The sequence below is a fragment of the Faecalibacterium sp. I3-3-89 genome, assembly GCF_023347275.1.
In the GTDB taxonomy this organism is placed as follows: Bacteria; Bacillota; Clostridia; order Oscillospirales; family Ruminococcaceae; genus Faecalibacterium; species Faecalibacterium butyricigenerans.
This window is the reverse complement of the sequence record NZ_CP094468.1, coordinates 1,700,156-1,716,799: the sequence shown is the minus strand read 5'-3', so window position 1 is coordinate 1,716,799 and position 16,644 is coordinate 1,700,156. Positions and strand designations below refer to the sequence as shown.

The window sequence follows — 16,644 nt, the reverse complement described above, 5'->3', positions numbered from 1 at the left end:
ATGTGAATAGATGACAAACAGATATAATGTGAAGGTAAATGATCAGATATACCAAGTGGAAGTAGCCGATGTGGAGGCAAACACAACAAATAATGAAGAGTCAAGTGCTTCCATATGCTTTGAAGCAATAAAAGCTGAATATGACTATTGTGTAACACGTGCAGAAAAGCTAGAAAATAAGGTATATATTCTATTGGCGGCTTGTGCATTTATATTTGTCCTGTTGACAACACAAATCGAAAAAGCTGGAAATGTGAATTTGCCTCAAACGAAACCAGAATTATATGGGATAATAATCTATGCCATCTTACTTGTTATAGCTATTGTAAGTAATGTTGCGATGCTTATTATGTCAGTCAATCTATTAAGAAGCATGAGATTCGGACGATTAGATGCAGGACTTTTATTAACTGAAGGTCTGCCGGATGAAAAGGACACGACAGCGGTAAGATTTATCGGAAGTATTTACGCTCAGAACACAGATAACAATAATGCAATTTTGGAAAAGAAGTACACAGCATTTAACAAATGTGTTGGATTATTTTGTGTGAGCACGGTGGCGTTAATATCCCTTGCGGTGGTTAGCATTTTTATAGGAATATAAAAGAAAGAAGGAAAAACAATGTCAGATAAAGAAGATATTAGAAAAGCACTTGAGGCGAGCAGAAAAAGTGGACCGATGGATGAAAGTATGGTACGAGGTACAGCGGAGCTAAGCACAAAAAATGACGGTGGATATTATGCAGACGCTATACGAGGCACAAAATATCTTCAATTCTCTCAGGATGAAGAGGACTGTAAGGATAAGAAATAAGTACGGCTAAACAATACAATATGAACATAGAAATGAGGCCTACATATTATGCCCAGAACCAAAGGAAGCAAGAACCGCACCAAATCTGATATCGCGTCCCAGATCGCAGAGAAGCAGTCTGTCATCCAGACTCTTACCGCAGAGGTAGAGGTAATCCAGAAGGATATCGAAGAGAAAAAAGCCAACTTAAAAACTAAGAAATCTGAACTGAAGTCCGCAGAGAAAGAAGTAGCCAAGCTCGAAGCCAAGAAAGCCAAAGCGGATCAGAAAGCCGCAGAAGAAGCAAAGAAGGCTGAAGCCGAGAGTGTACTGAAGAAGTTGCTGGCCAGCGGCATGAGTGCGGATGAGATTCTGGAAAAGCTGAAATAAACAAGAACCCAAGAAAAAAATAAATGCCGTGTGGAAAAACTGAACTCCAGGAGTTCACACAGTATTTTTGAAGGTTGTTGTATAGTTTGTAACGAAAATAAAATGAGAATAAAAATGGAGTGTGAGAAAAAATGAATTTATCAAAAATACATCATATTGCAATCATCGTATCTGACTACGAAGCAGCTAAGGATTTCTATGTGAACAAGCTGGGATTCTCTGTCATCAGAGAAAACTATCGCTCAGAGCGTAAAGACTGGAAGCTGGATCTGCGTGTCAATGAACACACAGAACTGGAGATTTTCGCTGAGGAAAAACCGCCGAAGCGTGTGAACCGTCCCGAAGCCTGTGGCCTGCGTCATCTTGCATTCTGTGTGGAGAGCGTGGAGCAGACGGTGAGAAAACTGGCAGAAGTTGGGATTGAATGTGAGCCAATCCGTGTGGATGATTACACCGGCAAGAAGATGACATTCTTCCACGACCCGGATGGACTGCCGCTGGAACTGCACGAATAATTATGGGAGAGAAAAGAGCATATAAAGCCAGAAAGCCTGGCGGCGGCCGGAAAAAGTTAAAGCCGGAATACGATGCCAGGAAGAATCTGAAAAATCAGATGGATGCGGCTGTGGCGCTCTATGAGGAGGACTGCTCCCTCCAATCCATCGCCGATGTGCTAAACCTAAACCCAATCAAAGTGAGAAAGCTGCTCATCACAGCCGGTGTGTATGAATCAGAAGTGGCGGAGAAGGTACAGGACACGTTTGAGAGGTATCGAAAAAAGCAGGACTATAAAACTTCCATTTTCTCAACGGCAACAGTCCTTGGCCTATCCAAAGCCTCCGTCACATCGTACCTGCCTTATGAAAAAGGCGTGTACTTTCCAAACACAGCAGATAAAGAGAAAATCAGCGTAGGAGCAGAGCGGCAGCGGAGATACAGAGCGGTAAGAAAACTGAGAACCGAGCCGACAGAAGAGCATCTGTGGGAGGTGGTTCTTCTTTATGCAGGTGTGCGTTTCAAAACGTACTCAGGTTTACCCTTTACCTATGAAATACGAAAGGGCCGGAATGGGCAATGCAATTATGCGGAACTTTTAGAGCAGTGATGGCTGCTCACCCAGACAAAGCGCATTGAAACAGCGAAAAAACACGGGCATCCGTCTTGGTTGCCCGCGCATAAAAAGAATGATACACAGAAAGAGGGTGCACGGTGTTCTTTATATCATGCCTATGCTACTGCCGACAGCGATACTCTATACAGAATTATCTTCTGCTGACCGCTTTCAAAGCTTTTAACTCTTGCTGTAAATTCTTTTTGTTTGCAATACTTCTATACACTATTCGCCATACCCAGAAAAATGGCAGCGTCCACGGATGACTATAAACAAACGGATAATACAATTTGCAAAATTCTCTTCCGGGAAAAAGCCGTACACAGCAGTATTTTAGCTTCGTCCGGAGAGTGATATCTTCTGAGTCTTCCTGAAGCTCATGCAGACGATTGTTAACGCTGTTACCGACTGTTCCGTAAGTGGTCGCATCACAATAGTACAGCAGCATTTCCTTTTCATCCTCGGTCAGTTCGATCTCTGCCAGAGGCCGAACGGCAGAAAACAGCTTTTCTGCCAGCACACGGCTGTGCTGCTCATATTCTGCGATTCCAAGCTGCGTCAGCTTTTGTTCCACTTCGTCCCGATCCATGATGTCGCCCAGATGCCGCTCCATCACATAAATATCGGCCAGTGTGCGGACACCTGTTCCGCTGTGACTGTAATGCTTGTATGCGTGTGCAAGGGCAAATACATAAAAGTCTTCGGGCGTAAAGGCAAACTGATATACTGTTCCATCTACCGGCAGTAAGCGTTCTTTTACATTCTCATACTGTTCGGTATACTGCTCGGCCAATTCCTTATACATCCCGTGAAACAGGGAAACATGCATTTCAAAATTATAAATAGGCGCTTTTTCATATACATCGTGATTGCCCTTCCTGAAAGAAACAGTCTTGTAGCCCCGGTTTTGAAAAATCTCCCGCACCTGTTCACGTCCGGAAGGGTCAAACAAAATGTCGTTGTCCGCCATCTCCCGCATGCCGGGCTTCGGGTACCAGTCTTTCAGGATGCTGCCTTTCAGGGGCATATACCAGATGCCTTGTGTTTCCAGCTCATGCAGAATGGCCTTACGCTCGGCATCCAGCAGCATATTTTTTCGGATCGCCTTATTTTTGGCTTCGAGCCATTGCTTCTTTGTTGTTTCATCGGCATTTGCAAAAATCGCAGTTTTCTCCAATGCCATGCAGACCATGGAAGAGACCGAATGCTTTTTTGCCATGATCAGAAGCTGCTTCAGATCCGCATCGGCCAAAATTTCTTCTTGCGCAGAAGTGCCTTGGAGCGCACACGCCATCAAATAAAGCAGGTGTTTCCTTGTCTGGGTCATTGTACTCATTTTGCGGTTCCTCAATATTCATTCCAATGGCTGTAGATTTCGCTGATAATATCCCGCAGTTCTTTGAGCCGTGCTTCCTGCTGCTGTTCATAGCGGTCAAATTCTGCTTTGGCACGTTCTGTCTTTCCTTCTTTTTGTGCCAGAACCCAAAATGCTGTATCAGCATCACGGTATTCCAGCTTTTTTTCGGATACATATTCATCCAACACATTCAGACAATTTGTGATGTCCTTTTCTGCCAACGTATGATCGTGCAGACTATCAAGGTCAAAACAAATTGCCATGCTGGTGTGCGCAGAAACCAGCGTAGTTGTCAAACGGCTGCTGGAGACCGTGGCAAGAAGAGCCCCATACGGAAGATAAAGGATCTCGTCCTGTATGCCATCGTCCAGATTGGTACGGTATCGGAACAACGTCTGGTATCCGTGCTGTGCCAGCAACGCCCGATTTTCTTGTGTATCGTCTTGATTCCGTAAAAGAACAATCGGTTTCCATACGGTGGTGTATTCTGCGATCATTTCCTGAAGATCCGCTACTGTGTCCAGCGTATCATCCTGCATGGAATGAATAAACAGAACAAAATCATAATTTTCCGCAGCAGACGCTTTGATGATGTCCCGCAGCGTCTCTTTATCCAGTGAGCAATTCAGCAGGATCGTCGGGGTGAAGGCATGGCCTGCACTCAATTTCTTTACAAGCTCAATGTCCTTCGCGGAAGATACCCTGAAGCAGGGGACCGCACCGGATATATCCGTGTTGGCGGAAATTGCTTTCTCCCGCTTGTCTAATTCGGATTGGATCTCTCGGAGCTCCTGTTCATAAGGGGCGGCCTGCTGCTGCAATGCACGCATTTGTGACAGTCTCCGCCGTTCCTGCTGACGGTTCATCCATGACAGTCCGATCAGGAGCGCAGAACAAACAATGATCACACCAACCGCAAAGGTCTTGCTTTTCCAAAATTTCATAATGTTACCCTATTTTGCTTTTCTGTCGGATGCCATCTTTGGAAAAAGACAGCTCCCTGTCAAAAAATTCGGTCTGATCTGCGCGGTGCGTGACCATCAGCACCGTTTTATCAGTCATACGGCGCAGATTTTCCAACAACTGCTGCGCAGTTGCTTCGTCCAAGGCACTGGTGGCCTCGTCCAGCATCAGAATGGGATGCTCTGAGAACACGGCACGGGCAATGGCGATGCGCTGCATCTGCCCTTCAGAAAGCCCCTGCCCGTGTTCGCCCAGCATGGTATCCAGCCCTTTTTCCAGCTTCTGCACAAAATCCTCTGCGCAGGCAATGCGCAGGGCACGGAGGATGCCGGCATCATCCTGTGCTTTGCACGGGTCGCCAAAGGAAACGATATCCCGGATCGTACCGGAAAGCAGCTGATTGCCTTGCGGCACATAGGCGAACAGGCTGCGCCACGCCGCCGTGAGCGGTTGTGTGCCGCTGATGGTTTCCAGCGTGCGTGAACCGGCATCCAGCGGGTAAAGGCACATCAGCAATTTCAGCACCGTGCTTTTGCCGCAGCCGGACGGCCCGGTGAACGCGATGTACTCGCCCTTGCGGATGGTCAGGTCAATGTCCTTCAGTACCACAGGCATGGGCGGCTGTTCTTCCTCTGCGCGGACAGGCGGCTGATAGGTAAAGCTGGCGTGTTCCAGCCGGAGCGCCGTCAGCTTGGTGCGATAGAACTCCAGCACTTTTTCCTCTGCAAGCGGGTGCTCGCTGTCCGGTGCAAAGGCTTCCGCTTCCATCAGGCGCTCCGCGCTGGCAAGCATGGCGTAATAACGCGGCAGATACCCCGTAATGTTGGCAAACGGGCTTTGCACCTGCCCCACCAGCTGCATGATCGCCATCAGGTTTCCGTAGCTCATCGTTCCGGTCAGGATACCGTATCCGCAAAAGCCGATGCCCAGCAGATATGCGCCGTTCATCGCACCGGCAAACCCGATGTTGCACAGGTTGGAAAAGTTGCTGCGCTTCATCCGCGCGGCCTTGTGCTGTTCCATCAAGCTGGCCGCCTGTGCCGCAGTCTGCTGCTCCTTTGCAAAGGTGCGCACGATGAGCAGGCTTTCCAGCCGCTCCTGCAAAAAGACCCGCAGGGTGCCGTCCGCTTCCTGAATATTTTTGTGCAGGCGTTTCAGAATTTTCCGAAATCCATACGTCAGCGCAAGCATGGCTACACCGCCGGGCACCAGCACCCAGAAAAACCGCGGTTCCAGCCATAAGATGGCTGCCAGTGCGCCGAACAGCCGCACCAGCATTCCGATCAGACCGGGCACGATCTGCGTAACACCGCCTGCAATGATGGTGGTGTCCGATGTAAGGCGGTTCATCCACTCGCCGGAGTGCACCGCCGTGACCGACGCATAGTTCCCGGTGAGCAGTGCCGCAAAGAGCCGGTGCTTGAAGCGGTTTTCCACGGCGGCGCTGGTGTACTCACTCAAAAAGCGGCTCGCCGCGCTTAACACGATCTGCCCCAGCAGGATGCCCACCAGCAGCGCCAGCGATGCCCAAAAACCGCCCTGCACCCCGTCCACGGCCATGTTGATAATGCGCCGCAGTACAAAGGCAAAGGCGATGCTGGAAACGCTCAGCACCGCCTGTACTGCAACCAGAACGCCTACCAGAAGCTTGGCTTTTCCCGTTACGATGCTGAGCCATTGTAAGGTGTTTCTTTGTTTCATTGGCACAGCTTCCTTTTTATTCTTCCGGGCAGGTCACGGCACCACAGCACCGCCGCGCGCAGGTAGAACAGATCGCACCACAGATGCACATACAGTCGGTAGCGCTGATCCGTGACCGGGAGCTTTTGTCCATCCCGGATCACTGCCGTCAGCACGCCGATGATATGCCGGTCGGTTATGCCGGTCTCCCGCTGCCAGCGGTTGTCCCCGCAGAGGACATAATCGTTTTTGCGTACTTTCAAAATACGGTGGAGCACATATTGTCCGCTATCCCGGCGGTAGAGCGGCACATCGTATTTGTTCAGTCGTCCTTCCGGTTTGCGGGCGATAAGCAGCAGGTCTTTGCCCTGCCGGATCAGCGGCAGCATACTGTCGCCTACATTGCGGTAAAGCAAAAAGCCATTGTGCGCAATCTCCTCTTCAAAGGTCGATTTACGCATCCAGCGCACCGATTTTTTTCAGGTTGTTGATGACCATATCCACATCCTCGGCCATCACAGCGCGGGGTGCATCGTACTTTTTGCACATAGCGTCCAGAATGGCTTCCTTGGTGGTTTCGGTTTTGAGCTGGTCAATGATAAACGCGGCGGTGGCATTGCTGCGCACCATGCCGGCAAAGCCGCCGCCGGCTTCTACCATCACCTGCTCGCCGTCCATTTCCTGCGTGACAAATGTATCTTTCAGTTTCATATTTAAACGTCCTTTCTTAGAACGGTGTTTTTTCAAGAGAAGGCAGGCCGCCGAAACGACCTGCCTTCTGTAAAAGATCAGCTCAGTTCGGTCTGGCAGGGATGGTAGGAATAGCCTGGGCACCAGTTGTCGAATCCACAGCTGGTCGTGATAACATCCTCGGCCTCAAACTCGATGACTTCCATCTGAGCCTTTGTGTACTTTTCCATGCTTACACATGCCCTTTCGTTATTTCCCTCAACAACAAACTCTGCAATGTAATCATCAACCTCAACTATATCTCCACCACCACGGAAGAAATATCCAAAAGACAAGCCAGGGCGATTTACATAGACAGAAAAAGTGTGGTCTGTCTTGTCCTGTGGGTAAGAAATAAATGCAGCCATTGTGTCGGAAATGCTTCCATCAACAATCCAATCATCCAAAATTTTTTGAGATTGGCGAATGTCTGCTTCTAAACTGTTTGCGGTTTTACCAATGTCATTGTTTGCATAAAGGAAACCGAAAACCAACACACAAGCCAAAATAACACCCAAGAGGATTATGGGTAATTTCTTTTTCATAGAATCACATTCCTTTATCAAATTAAGATTCTTGATTTTCAAACTTGCTGGCGGCGAACGGTTTGTCAAAACCGTTTGCGGACGGCAAGTCCACAGGGGATAGCCGCTTTAGCGGCGCAAGGGGGTGTAGCCACCTTGACGGAACGAAGTGACGCAACATTCTCGGTCATGCAGTTTTCTTCTGCTGACTGGGAATGAAGCTCCGCAGGACGCACATACTCCCGATAGGAGAGTATAGAAGTGCGCCCTTAGAGTTCTAAGGGTATTTTTAGATAATTGGGAATGTTTCTTTGTCAAACTGCGTAACATTGAACACGATACGCCACTCGACATCATCACCAACCGGTTCAAAGTGCAGAGCAGAACAAGCAGCATGAAGTTTTTCTTGTGAATTTGTTCCATATATAACTGCTGTCGGACCATCTGCACCACCAATAACACCAACAACAAAACAGGAACTACTGCCAACTGGACGGAACGAATGATCGTCTGGTGTAACTTCTATCGGTCTATCGCCTTCATCACAGTCAAAAACCGAAATGTTCTCCATCGGTTCAGGGGTAAGTGTATAACTCATGGCAATATAATGTGTCGGATAAATCCAGCGATCAGAACCAAAACTATTTTGAGGAACTGTCTGCTGTTCTATTTCCTGCACGGTCAGTGTATGGGTTATTCCGCTAACAGGATGGGAAAACATAAATGAATCTCCGGGTGCGTGAACTTTGAAATGTGAGCCTGGAACTTGTCCTGGTTGCTGCTCCATTGTAAGAAAAAGTTTATTGATTTCAGGGTGATGCTTGGTTCCCCAAGGAAATACGTCTCTGCATATGACCCAGCCATAAGTACTATCCAGCCCATAATGGTCGATTGCCCATTTTGCTTCCAACTCATTGATAACGCCATCTGGCAGACAAGGATTAAAGCTCACAGCGCAGCCATGGGTTGTCTGTAATATTTTCTCGTTTAACTTCAAGCAAGGTTTGAAGTTAAAACAAAGTGGGTTTTCCCATTCCATCTGCATCTGTTGCTCACGGGTAAAATTTTCACATGAGTCATTTTCCCAGTCCAGATTCCATTTTTTCATGAAGTCACGGATGCTTTCTGAATCAACTCGCATACAAAAATCAACGACAAGTCCTTTGCTACATGAATAAGCTGCCGGAATTACCCAATGATATCCAGCCCAATCGAATTGTTTATCCAGCTTGATCTCTTTTCCGGCACGGTCTTTACCTCGATGTCCCCAGAAATCTCCATCAAAGTAGACCTTCCATTCAGGGGCAACCAATTCTGCCTCTGAAGTCATATCATTATCGTAATAATCTTCTGTGTATTTAATCTGACTGTAATCAAAGGAAGATTGCAGGTTTTTGATATATGTCCACGGTTGTTCCATAGGCAACAAATTCATCTTCTCTGAAATTTCCGATAAAGTTTGCTGTTGTTCCTGGGTTGTAGGGTTTTCATTGAGAAAGGCTTCAAACTGTGCTTCGTTCCACATCCACGCTTGTTCCACTGCCGCCACATCACCACAAGCCAGTATAAGCCGCAGAAAGTCGGTAAAATTTTCAGCTACTGGATGAACATAATCAGGAGAAGTATTCATGGGGCTGACAGAGAAAACCATCTCTCCAAATCCACGAATGAAACAGAAGTGGATACCATCTATCCCTGCCCATCCAAAAACCGATGCCCCTTTTGGGGTACAAAAATAATTTGTATTATCCTCACGGAGTTCAACTCCCACAGGACTTAAATCGACACCCCGCTGTAAAAATTTTTTCAAAATTCTATTCATTAAGCATCCCCCCATAAAATTAGTGCTATCACGCTCTTTATTGTAGTAAATTTTATCACAAGAGTGTGAATAAATCTACTGGCGAATGCTGAAACCGCCCGAACAGTTTCTTTCTGCTCAGGCGGCTTTCTTCATCTATTTTTCTTTCTTCTGCTGCACTTGTTCATGGGCTTCCTGCTGAACATCAGCCCAGCGGAAAAGCCATACTTGAAGTGACTTTCACTTTCTTCACATTGGGCGATTGCTGTCTGCGCCCGGAGTTCCTGCACCAGCTCATAGTCCTCTTTGCTGAGCCGCTGGGACAACTGCTCCATGAGCTTTTCACAGGCTATGACTGCCTTTCGGTATTCCGGTGATGTAGGTACAACTGTCTCGCAGGGATAAAACTCCCCATTATACATGGCTTCCAAAATCATAGCTTTACCTCTCTCAACAGTAGATTAGTTCCGTCTTGATGATTTCCTCTGCCCGGCAGCGGATGGAGTTCATTGACTGCACCCATAACATCTGATTTTCCGCTTTCATGGCTTCGGTCACGCCCTCGGCTTTCATCATCTGCCGGATAATCAAGTCCAGCCTGTCTGCCGCCTGCTCGTTCAGATCGGCAACGACGGTGTGGAGCCTGCCGGACAAAATTAGCTCGTTGTAAAGCATGGGACGGTGCAATTTCAGATAGGACTGGCGCAAGCGTCCCCAATGCCCAATAGGTCGGCGTTCCTCCGGCAGCTTCAAGTCCGGCACATAGTAGTCGCCCACCAACACATAGTCCATACCGTTCTCATGGATTCTCGGTTTCAACTCTTTCATAAAATCACGCTCCCTTTCTCGGTCCCAGCTGCGGCAAACTGCTCACCGGGATAAATACCCCTCTGGCAATATCCTCGGTGCGGATTGCCTGTTTTCTGGCTTCAATCTCCGCTTTTTTCTTGGCTTTCGTGCGCTCCTCATACTCTTTCTGTTTACCATTGGCTTTCCGCTTCAAGTAGTTCTGGTGGAGCCTGTCCTTGCGTTCCTCACGCTTGCGGATTTCCTCTAATTCCTCCGGGGTAAGCTCCACTTCGCCAAACGCAGGGGGAACGAAACGACCCACGAAATTGAAGTAAATCTCGACCTCCTGTGTGGTCTGAATACTGCCCTTGCGGTCACGCTCATGCACAAGGATTTTCTCAATAAACTCATTGAGCATGGCAATCGTCAGCTTGTCGAAGTTCTCATACTTGTCAATCAGAGCGATAAAACGGTCAGCGTCCTTTTCGTGCTTCTCGTAGCTCTTGATAGCCTTTTCCAGATCGGAGATTTCAACGGTAAGCTCGGACTGTTCCTTTTCATATTGAGCGTCCAGAGTGGCATATCTGCTGTCAGACAGCTTTCCTAAAATGTTGTCCTCATAGATTTTGCAGAGCAGGACTTCCAGCTCGGAAACTCTCTGCTTTGCGGTGGCAAGGCGTGTCCGCTGTTTCTTGACCTCTGCCGTCTGCTGGCTGGACTGCGCTTCCTGCACCACTCGGACAAACTCGGCTCTGTCATGCTTCGCATACTCGGCAATAGCTTTGAGCATTTCGGAAACAAGGGACAGTACCACATCTTCATTGATACGGTGCTGTGTCGTGCAGAGCTTTCCAACTGGGACTTTGCTGTATTGGGAACAGGTATATTGAGAAATACGCTTGCCGTTGTTGGTACGGTGGACATACATCTTGCCGCCGCAATCGGCACAATAAAGCAAGCCTGTGAGGGGAGCTGCTTCGCCCCAGCCGTCCGGGTAGCGTCTGACATTCCCACGGATTTTCTGCACAAGGTCAAAGGTCTGCTGGTCAATGATAGCTTCATGGGTATTCTCGAAAATTGTCCATTCGTCCTCCGGGACATAATGGCTTTTCTTGTCCTTGAAGTGCTTTCGGGTCTTGAAGTTGATGGTGTGTCCCAGATATTCACGCTTTTCAAGAATGTTGCAGATGGTGGAAGAACCCCAGCCGTACACATCTTTGAAGGTCTTATTTTTGTTCACGCCCTCGCCGTGCCGGGCAAGGTAAGCGGACGGAATGAGGACTTTTTCTTCTTTCAGCTTGCTGGCGATCTGATACGGACCGTAGCCGTCAATCGTCATGGCAAAGATGCGCTTGACCACCTCGGCGGCTTCGGGGTCAACCAACCATTGGTCTCTGGCTTCGTTCCAAAGATAGCCGTAAATGACCGTGCCTGTGAGGTGCTTGCCGGACTTGCCTTTGGACTGGAAAGTGGAACGGATTTTACGGCTGGTGTCTCTGGCGTAGTATTCGTTCATAATGTTGCGGAAAGGGGTAAAATCATCGTCCCCTCTGGCACTGTCCACGCCGTCATTGATGGCGATAAGGCGAACGCCACGCTGACGCAGGATTTCCATAATCTGACCGACTTTCAGATAGTCACGACCCATGCGGCTCATGTCCTTGATGCACAAATACTCCACATTCCCGGCTTCCACTTCTTTCATCATTGCTAAAAATCCGGGACGGTCAAAGCAAGTACCACTAATGCCATCGTCCGTGAAATGGACAATGTTTGTAAAGCCCTGCCGTGCGGCGAACTCCTCCAACATTGCCTTTTGATTGGATATGGAATTGCTCTCACGCTGTTGGTCATCATCTTTGCCAAAGTCATCACGGCTCAGTCGTTCGTACAGAGCTGTGATTTTCTCATTTTTTCTCATAACTTGCGCTCCTTTCTTCGGTTTTAGGTTGTGTGTTCTAAGAGACTTCCCAACCGCTTGATTAAGAAGTCTTTTAGAGCATACAACACCCGCCGCCAGTTTGTATTTTTTGTACTGCTTGACTGCAAAATGTTCCGGGTCTTTTTCTTCCAGACGTTCAAACATGAGGTCAACCGGGTTCTGGAAATCCTCGTCGTCCTCGCGGGCTTCCGACGCATTTATCATTTCAAGCAGCGTCGTGAAGTTCTTCTCGTCCTCCGGGGCTTCATACCAGATGTAGCCGATTAGCGCGGTGTAGTAGAGCTTTTCCGCTTTCACCCAGAAATCCTCGCCGGATTTTTCCCCGTCGCCTTTGGTGTTGGCGATAATGGTATTGACTAACTTCAAAATGTCCTTTTCGCTCCGCAGATAGGCAAAGGGATTGTATTTCATGGATTTTTTGAAGTTAATCGTATTTAGCACTTTGATACGGTATTTGTACCGCTGTAACATTTTCCCGGTTTCCAAAATCAGTGTTCCTTTCGGGTCAGTGACGATATACGACGTTGGAAAATCCTTTGACGTACATTGCATGAGCGACGGTTTCACAAAGAACCGGGTCTTGCCGCTGCCGGAACCGCCGATTACAAGGATATTTTTGTTTCTTGCGTATTTCGGCTGCTTCGGGCGGCTGTTCATGGTAAGCCGTTCCGTCTGCGTTAAGGGGATATTGTTCTCAAATACCGGGTCTGTGTACGGCTTTATGTCGTCAGCCCCGCCCCAACGCGCCGAACCGTATTCTGTCCCGCGGCGGTATTTCTTCGCGTTCTTGCCTTTGGTGTAGATAATCAGCCGGACAATGACCGCCCCCGCAATGCCTAAAGCTAAATCTGCCGGGTGGAAGCTCGGCGCGATACTGGAAAAGGCGGCGGTAAAACCGTCCCCAAGATGTAGCAGCTTTGCGCTTGCGTCCGCGCCGGGGGATAGACGGACAGCCGCGCCCACTTTATCAAAGAGCCAGACAAAGAGCAGATACGGGAGATTTAGGATAAGCAGCTTCTTGATTTCCGGCTTCATAGCGATACCTCCCTGTCTTTGTTCTTGACTTTCGCACGTTCCGCGTTCTTGCCCTGTGTGGCTTCTTTAAGGGTTGAGAGCAGCTTTCGGATAGAGGGCTTTTTCTCCTGTGTCAGCTTCTTTGCGGAAAACTCCTTAAAGGCTGCGGTCAGCACGTCCGCGTCCCGCCCCTTGAAGAAAACCAGATAGCGGGGCGGGCTTTCCGTCGCGTCCTTTTTCAGCGCAAAGTCGATACCGTACTTTTTCGCCGTACCCTCAAAGGCTTTGATATTGCCCTCGGTAATCTCAATGTTGGAAACGCCCGCGTTCTGCTTCATAAGCTGCTTTAAGCTCTGCTTTCCCTGTGGCGGTTTTGCAAGCTGCTTTTTGCCCTTTGACAGTATGGCTTTCATTGCCTTTTGGAGCGTCTGGGCGGTCAGCTTCCCGGTCTTGATGTAAAGGGCTATGGTCTTTTCGTTTACTTCGTCCTGCAATTTGTCGCGTCCTCCTTTCGCGTTTCTTTATGGGGCGGCGGTCAGATACGCACCCGCAGCCCGTTCAAGTCCTCGGCTCTGATACCCACAAGATACCAGTTGTCGCCGTACTCAATCCGGGTCGGCTTCCACTTGCCCCGCACGAATACGTCAAAGCACTCGCCGCAATGCAAGCCCCCGTAGTAGCTGTTTAAGTCAAAGCGGATGTCGTAACGGTCGGTGCGCTCGTCAAATACCAATGCTCCTGTCATTTTCTGTGCCATAATAAAATCCTCCTTTTGTGGTTGTGGGTGGTTACAGGCTTTCGCCCTCGTTGCATGAATAATAGTCCGGGTCGCCGTACTGCGGCTTTTTCGGTGACAGTGCGCCGCTTGCCATGTCATGGGCGACAAGGGAAGTGTAATAATTGCCGATAGTGGACGGGGCGTTGAAAAGGGCTGCTTTCAGATATTGCTTGATGTTGCGGATTTTCGTTGTGTTCTCCCGCATACAGTCAAGCACAAAGCGGATATGCTCGCCGTCCAGTTTCATAAACTTAGATTTCACAAGCTCTGCCGGGTAGTCGTCCCCCGCAATCCGCACCCGCTTTCTGGCGGTGCATACGGTTTCAAGCATGAGGTCTACAATCTCGTCAAGCCTGTCACTGTCAAACTTCATGTCCTGTTTGAGAATGTGGTAGTCGATATTGTCCTTGATGATTTCCCGGTATATATCAACTGCGCTCTGTGCTGTCGCTTCCGTTCCTTTCCGTTCCGGCGGAGTAGCCGCTTCTCTGCAAGGAGAGGGGTTAGGGGAAAGGATAGGAATGGAATGGGTACTTTGTTCATCAGTAATTATTTTTTCTTTTTTTGGTAAGTCAGTTCTTTGTATATCTTTATTTAATTGCGTTGGATTTTCCAACGTAGGTTTTTCCAATGTTGGTTTTTCCTGCGTTGGATTATCCAATGTTGGATTTTCCAATGTAGGTAAATCCGGCGTAGGCGGCTGCGGCTGCTCGAATATCACATAGTCCGCGCCCCGCAAGCGTCCTTTCTCGTCGCGCTCCCTTGACCGGACGATATACCCGGCGCGTTCAAGCTCCTTAATGGCTTCGCGGATAGCGTCTATCTTCTCCCGGTTGATAAGGGATAAGCCTTTCAAGGTGTAGTCCCAATCTTCGGGGAGTGACAGCATTTGCGACAACAGCCCCTTTGCCTTTAGGGAAAGCTCCTTGTTGCGTAGGTGGTGGTTGCTCATTACGGTGTAGCCCTTGTTCCGTTCCACTCTGAAAACTGCCATAGTTCATAGCTCCTTTGCTTTGGATTTGTTACGCAGTAGAAGCGCGGTTTCGGGGGATAAGGTATAAATCCCTTTCCGCGCCAGATACGCGCCCGCAAAACCGCTTGTAGCAAGGCTTTTTCTGCCCCTACTGCGTAACAAGGGCATGAAAAAAGCGGCGTTCCTGTTCTCCCGTATAGAGAGTAAGAAACGCCGCTTCTGCGTCGTATTCAGTTTTTAGTACAATACCCTGCTTGTCCGTCGCTCGAAAAACCTTGATTTTCCAGTGTTTTCAAAAGTATCGTTATCTAACGTCAGCTTTTAATCGTCCAGCTTTTCAGAAAATGATCGTGGATTTGAAGCAGGGCAATATAAAAGTCATCGTGGTAAAGGATTTATCCCGCCTTGGTCGTGACTATATCGGTGTTGGCGATTACATTGAGCAGATTTTTCCATTGATGGGAGTTCGGTTTATTGCTGTGAATAATTCCTTTGACAGCATGAAACTGAACAACGGAACGCCGGGAATCGAAGTGGCGGTCAGCAATCTGGTGAATAATATGTATAGCCGGGATATTGCGAAAAAGATTCGGGCTACTCTGGAAACGAACTGGAAGAACGGGAAAGCCACCTGCACGAATGTTCCTTTTGGATATGTGTGGAACAAGAAAGGTGGGCGGCGGTGGGAGATTGACCCGGAGGCTGCAGTCTGCGTGAAAAAAGTATTTGAATTAGCATTGTCCGGCCGCAATACAACGCAGATCGCCTACGGCATGAACGAATTAAATCTTCCTACGCCGGGATTGTATGCGAAACGAAAGAATCTGCTGATGGGCAGCAATCCTATTATTGCCCCGGACAGTGAAATGTTATGGAACGCGGCAATCGTGTGGAGAATCCTTAGACGGTATGAATACACTGGTGCGTTGGTTATGGGGAGAAGAAAGAAAATTGATGTGAATACTACCTCTGTTCGGACGCTCCCGGAGGATAAGTGGATCATCGCAGAAAACGCTCATGAGGCCATCGTGACAAAAGATGAATACTACCAGGCACAGAAAGCAATCCGTAACGTAACTCCAATTCAATATAAGGTGGGTGATGATTTTGCGTTAAAAGGAAAAATCTGCTGCGGAAACTGTAATCGGCAGCTTCGCCACGAAAGGCAATATGGGGAAATGGTTTTCTATTGCGGCTATAAACGGTCAGCCGGAAAGTTCTCTAAATGCTACGGCGGCTATTACAGAGAATATTCGGTGAATGCAAAAGTGGCTCGTGCGATAAAAACAGTATTCTATGCGCTGGATGTGGTAAATCAGGGAATGCAGGAAAAGCAGTCTATCACGGTGCGCTGCATGGACATTGAGGACTTGGAAAAGCAAGCGGAAGCCATTCGGGTAGAGCAAATCAAACTATATGAATCGTATGCGGACGGTGTGCTGCTGCGAGATGCGTACATAGAAAAGAAAAAGGCTCTTTCGGAAAAACTGGCTGCATTGCAGGATAGCATACGGACAGAAAAGGAAGAACAGGAGTGTGCCGATGAACTGGATGAAGAAATCCGCGCTCTAACAAAGCAGGCCAACGAGAAAACGTACATCGGTGGGCTGACAAAAGAGTGTGTGGATGCTTTTGTCAGCATGGTTTATCTGTATGACGACCAAACGATGAAAATAGAGTTCAACTGTGAGGATGTGATTCGGAGAGCGTTGGAAAAGTATGGCGCATAATTGGATGGAAGAAGTGGCATAAGAAAAAGAATACCCGTCTGGGTGAGAGGATTCAGAAAATCTTCTCGAC

General features: G+C 48.3%; 19 protein-coding genes. 6 read left to right on the top strand and 13 right to left on the bottom strand.

The genetic code is table 11. The features are described 5' to 3' along the window. The first annotated feature begins 10 nt into the window (after positions 1–10). The 5 genes from MTP38_RS08030 (at position 11) to MTP38_RS08010 (ending at position 2,288) form a co-directional block, all read left to right on the top strand. Positions 11–604: a hypothetical protein gene (locus tag MTP38_RS08030; RefSeq protein ID WP_249233224.1), complete on the top strand. Its 594-nt coding sequence runs from the start codon at positions 11–13 to the stop codon at positions 602–604. A gap of 18 nt (positions 605–622) precedes the next feature. Next, the gene (locus MTP38_RS08025) at positions 623–814 is read left to right on the top strand and encodes a hypothetical protein (RefSeq protein WP_107000188.1); all 192 of its coding nucleotides are present in this window, start codon (positions 623–625) and stop codon (positions 812–814) included. A 48-nt stretch (positions 815–862) separates the two neighbouring features. Continuing rightward, positions 863–1,183 carry a hypothetical protein gene (locus tag MTP38_RS08020; protein WP_249233223.1) on the top strand — a complete coding sequence of 107 codons (321 nt, stop codon included), beginning with the start codon at positions 863–865 and terminating at the stop codon, positions 1,181–1,183. A gap of 131 nt (positions 1,184–1,314) precedes the next feature. Continuing rightward, positions 1,315–1,698: an SMU1112c/YaeR family gloxylase I-like metalloprotein gene (gloA2, locus tag MTP38_RS08015; protein WP_249233222.1), complete on the top strand. Its 384-nt coding sequence runs from the start codon at positions 1,315–1,317 to the stop codon at positions 1,696–1,698. Between the two features lie 2 nt (positions 1,699–1,700). After that, the gene (locus tag MTP38_RS08010; protein ID WP_249233221.1) at positions 1,701–2,288 is read left to right on the top strand and encodes a hypothetical protein; all 588 of its coding nucleotides are present in this window, start codon (positions 1,701–1,703) and stop codon (positions 2,286–2,288) included. A 157-nt stretch (positions 2,289–2,445) separates the two neighbouring features. Here the strand turns inward: MTP38_RS08010 and MTP38_RS08005 are convergent, their stop codons facing one another. From MTP38_RS08005 to MTP38_RS07945, 13 genes are all read right to left on the bottom strand, one after another. Beyond that, positions 2,446–3,630 carry a nucleotidyltransferase domain-containing protein gene (locus tag MTP38_RS08005; RefSeq protein ID WP_249233220.1) on the bottom strand — a complete coding sequence of 395 codons (1,185 nt, stop codon included), beginning with the start codon at positions 3,628–3,630 and terminating at the stop codon, positions 2,446–2,448. Positions 3,631–3,641: 11 nt separating this feature from the next. Continuing rightward, positions 3,642–4,595 (bottom strand): hypothetical protein, encoded by a 954-nt coding sequence (locus tag MTP38_RS08000; RefSeq protein WP_249233219.1) that lies wholly within the window; start codon positions 4,593–4,595, stop codon positions 3,642–3,644. 4 nt (positions 4,596–4,599) lie between these two features. Beyond that, a complete protein-coding gene (locus MTP38_RS07995) occupies positions 4,600–6,315 on the bottom strand; it encodes an ABC transporter ATP-binding protein (protein ID WP_249233218.1) in 1,716 nt (571 codons plus the stop codon). Further along, positions 6,312–6,683, bottom strand: coding sequence for a hypothetical protein (locus tag MTP38_RS07990; RefSeq protein ID WP_249233217.1), 372 nt, complete (start codon positions 6,681–6,683; stop codon positions 6,312–6,314). The genes MTP38_RS07995 and MTP38_RS07990 overlap by 4 nt, the downstream gene beginning before the upstream one ends. A 64-nt stretch (positions 6,684–6,747) precedes the next feature. Further along, positions 6,748–7,005, bottom strand: a complete 258-nt coding sequence (locus MTP38_RS07985; RefSeq protein ID WP_249233216.1) for a PqqD family protein — start codon at positions 7,003–7,005, stop codon at positions 6,748–6,750. A 77-nt stretch (positions 7,006–7,082) separates the two neighbouring features. Continuing rightward, positions 7,083–7,568 carry a hypothetical protein gene (locus MTP38_RS07980; RefSeq protein ID WP_249233215.1) on the bottom strand — a complete coding sequence of 162 codons (486 nt, stop codon included), beginning with the start codon at positions 7,566–7,568 and terminating at the stop codon, positions 7,083–7,085. 268 nt (positions 7,569–7,836) lie between these two features. Continuing rightward, a complete protein-coding gene (locus tag MTP38_RS07975; RefSeq protein ID WP_015573038.1) occupies positions 7,837–9,369 on the bottom strand; it encodes a hypothetical protein in 1,533 nt (510 codons plus the stop codon). 131 nt (positions 9,370–9,500) lie between these two features. Beyond that, positions 9,501–9,785, bottom strand: a complete 285-nt coding sequence (locus MTP38_RS07970) for a DUF6809 family protein (protein WP_005944778.1) — start codon at positions 9,783–9,785, stop codon at positions 9,501–9,503. 13 nt (positions 9,786–9,798) lie between these two features. After that, positions 9,799–10,176: a TnpV protein gene (locus MTP38_RS07965; RefSeq protein ID WP_009259855.1), complete on the bottom strand. Its 378-nt coding sequence runs from the start codon at positions 10,174–10,176 to the stop codon at positions 9,799–9,801. Positions 10,177–10,180: 4 nt separating this feature from the next. Continuing rightward, on the bottom strand, positions 10,181–13,114 hold the full coding sequence (locus MTP38_RS07960; RefSeq protein ID WP_249233214.1) for a DUF4368 domain-containing protein: 2,934 nt from the start codon (positions 13,112–13,114) through the stop codon (positions 10,181–10,183). Continuing rightward, positions 13,111–13,587 carry a PcfB family protein gene (locus tag MTP38_RS07955; protein WP_055214164.1) on the bottom strand — a complete coding sequence of 159 codons (477 nt, stop codon included), beginning with the start codon at positions 13,585–13,587 and terminating at the stop codon, positions 13,111–13,113. Before MTP38_RS07955 ends, MTP38_RS07960 begins: the two co-directional genes overlap by 4 nt. A 41-nt stretch (positions 13,588–13,628) precedes the next feature. Next, positions 13,629–13,850, bottom strand: coding sequence for a DUF5348 domain-containing protein (locus tag MTP38_RS07950; RefSeq protein WP_002569164.1), 222 nt, complete (start codon positions 13,848–13,850; stop codon positions 13,629–13,631). A 31-nt stretch (positions 13,851–13,881) separates the two neighbouring features. Further along, positions 13,882–14,865: a DUF6017 domain-containing protein gene (locus MTP38_RS07945; RefSeq protein WP_055214162.1), complete on the bottom strand. Its 984-nt coding sequence runs from the start codon at positions 14,863–14,865 to the stop codon at positions 13,882–13,884. A 233-nt stretch (positions 14,866–15,098) separates the two neighbouring features. Here MTP38_RS07945 and MTP38_RS07940 point away from each other — a divergent pair, with 233 nt between their 5' ends. Then, positions 15,099–16,574 carry a recombinase family protein gene (locus MTP38_RS07940; protein WP_330221112.1) on the top strand — a complete coding sequence of 492 codons (1,476 nt, stop codon included), beginning with the start codon at positions 15,099–15,101 and terminating at the stop codon, positions 16,572–16,574. Positions 16,575–16,644 lie beyond the last annotated feature (70 nt).

Coding starts and splice junctions, on each gene's coding strand:
- MTP38_RS08030 (WP_249233224.1), top strand. CDS start 11: ATGACAAACAGATATAATGTGAAGGTAAATGATCAGATATACCAAGTG.
- MTP38_RS08025 (WP_107000188.1), top strand. CDS start 623: ATGTCAGATAAAGAAGATATTAGAAAAGCACTTGAGGCGAGCAGAAAA.
- MTP38_RS08020 (WP_249233223.1), top strand. CDS start 863: ATGCCCAGAACCAAAGGAAGCAAGAACCGCACCAAATCTGATATCGCG.
- gloA2 (WP_249233222.1), top strand. CDS start 1,315: ATGAATTTATCAAAAATACATCATATTGCAATCATCGTATCTGACTAC.
- MTP38_RS08010 (WP_249233221.1), top strand. CDS start 1,701: ATGGGAGAGAAAAGAGCATATAAAGCCAGAAAGCCTGGCGGCGGCCGG.
- MTP38_RS08005 (WP_249233220.1), bottom strand. CDS start 3,630: ATGAGTACAATGACCCAGACAAGGAAACACCTGCTTTATTTGATGGCG.
- MTP38_RS08000 (WP_249233219.1), bottom strand. CDS start 4,595: ATGAAATTTTGGAAAAGCAAGACCTTTGCGGTTGGTGTGATCATTGTT.
- MTP38_RS07995 (WP_249233218.1), bottom strand. CDS start 6,315: ATGAAACAAAGAAACACCTTACAATGGCTCAGCATCGTAACGGGAAAA.
- MTP38_RS07990 (WP_249233217.1), bottom strand. CDS start 6,683: ATGCTGCCGCTGATCCGGCAGGGCAAAGACCTGCTGCTTATCGCCCGC.
- MTP38_RS07985 (WP_249233216.1), bottom strand. CDS start 7,005: ATGAAACTGAAAGATACATTTGTCACGCAGGAAATGGACGGCGAGCAG.
- MTP38_RS07980 (WP_249233215.1), bottom strand. CDS start 7,568: ATGAAAAAGAAATTACCCATAATCCTCTTGGGTGTTATTTTGGCTTGT.
- MTP38_RS07975 (WP_015573038.1), bottom strand. CDS start 9,369: ATGAATAGAATTTTGAAAAAATTTTTACAGCGGGGTGTCGATTTAAGT.
- MTP38_RS07970 (WP_005944778.1), bottom strand. CDS start 9,785: ATGATTTTGGAAGCCATGTATAATGGGGAGTTTTATCCCTGCGAGACA.
- MTP38_RS07965 (WP_009259855.1), bottom strand. CDS start 10,176: ATGAAAGAGTTGAAACCGAGAATCCATGAGAACGGTATGGACTATGTG.
- MTP38_RS07960 (WP_249233214.1), bottom strand. CDS start 13,114: ATGAAGCCGGAAATCAAGAAGCTGCTTATCCTAAATCTCCCGTATCTG.
- MTP38_RS07950 (WP_002569164.1), bottom strand. CDS start 13,850: ATGGCACAGAAAATGACAGGAGCATTGGTATTTGACGAGCGCACCGAC.
- MTP38_RS07945 (WP_055214162.1), bottom strand. CDS start 14,865: ATGGCAGTTTTCAGAGTGGAACGGAACAAGGGCTACACCGTAATGAGC.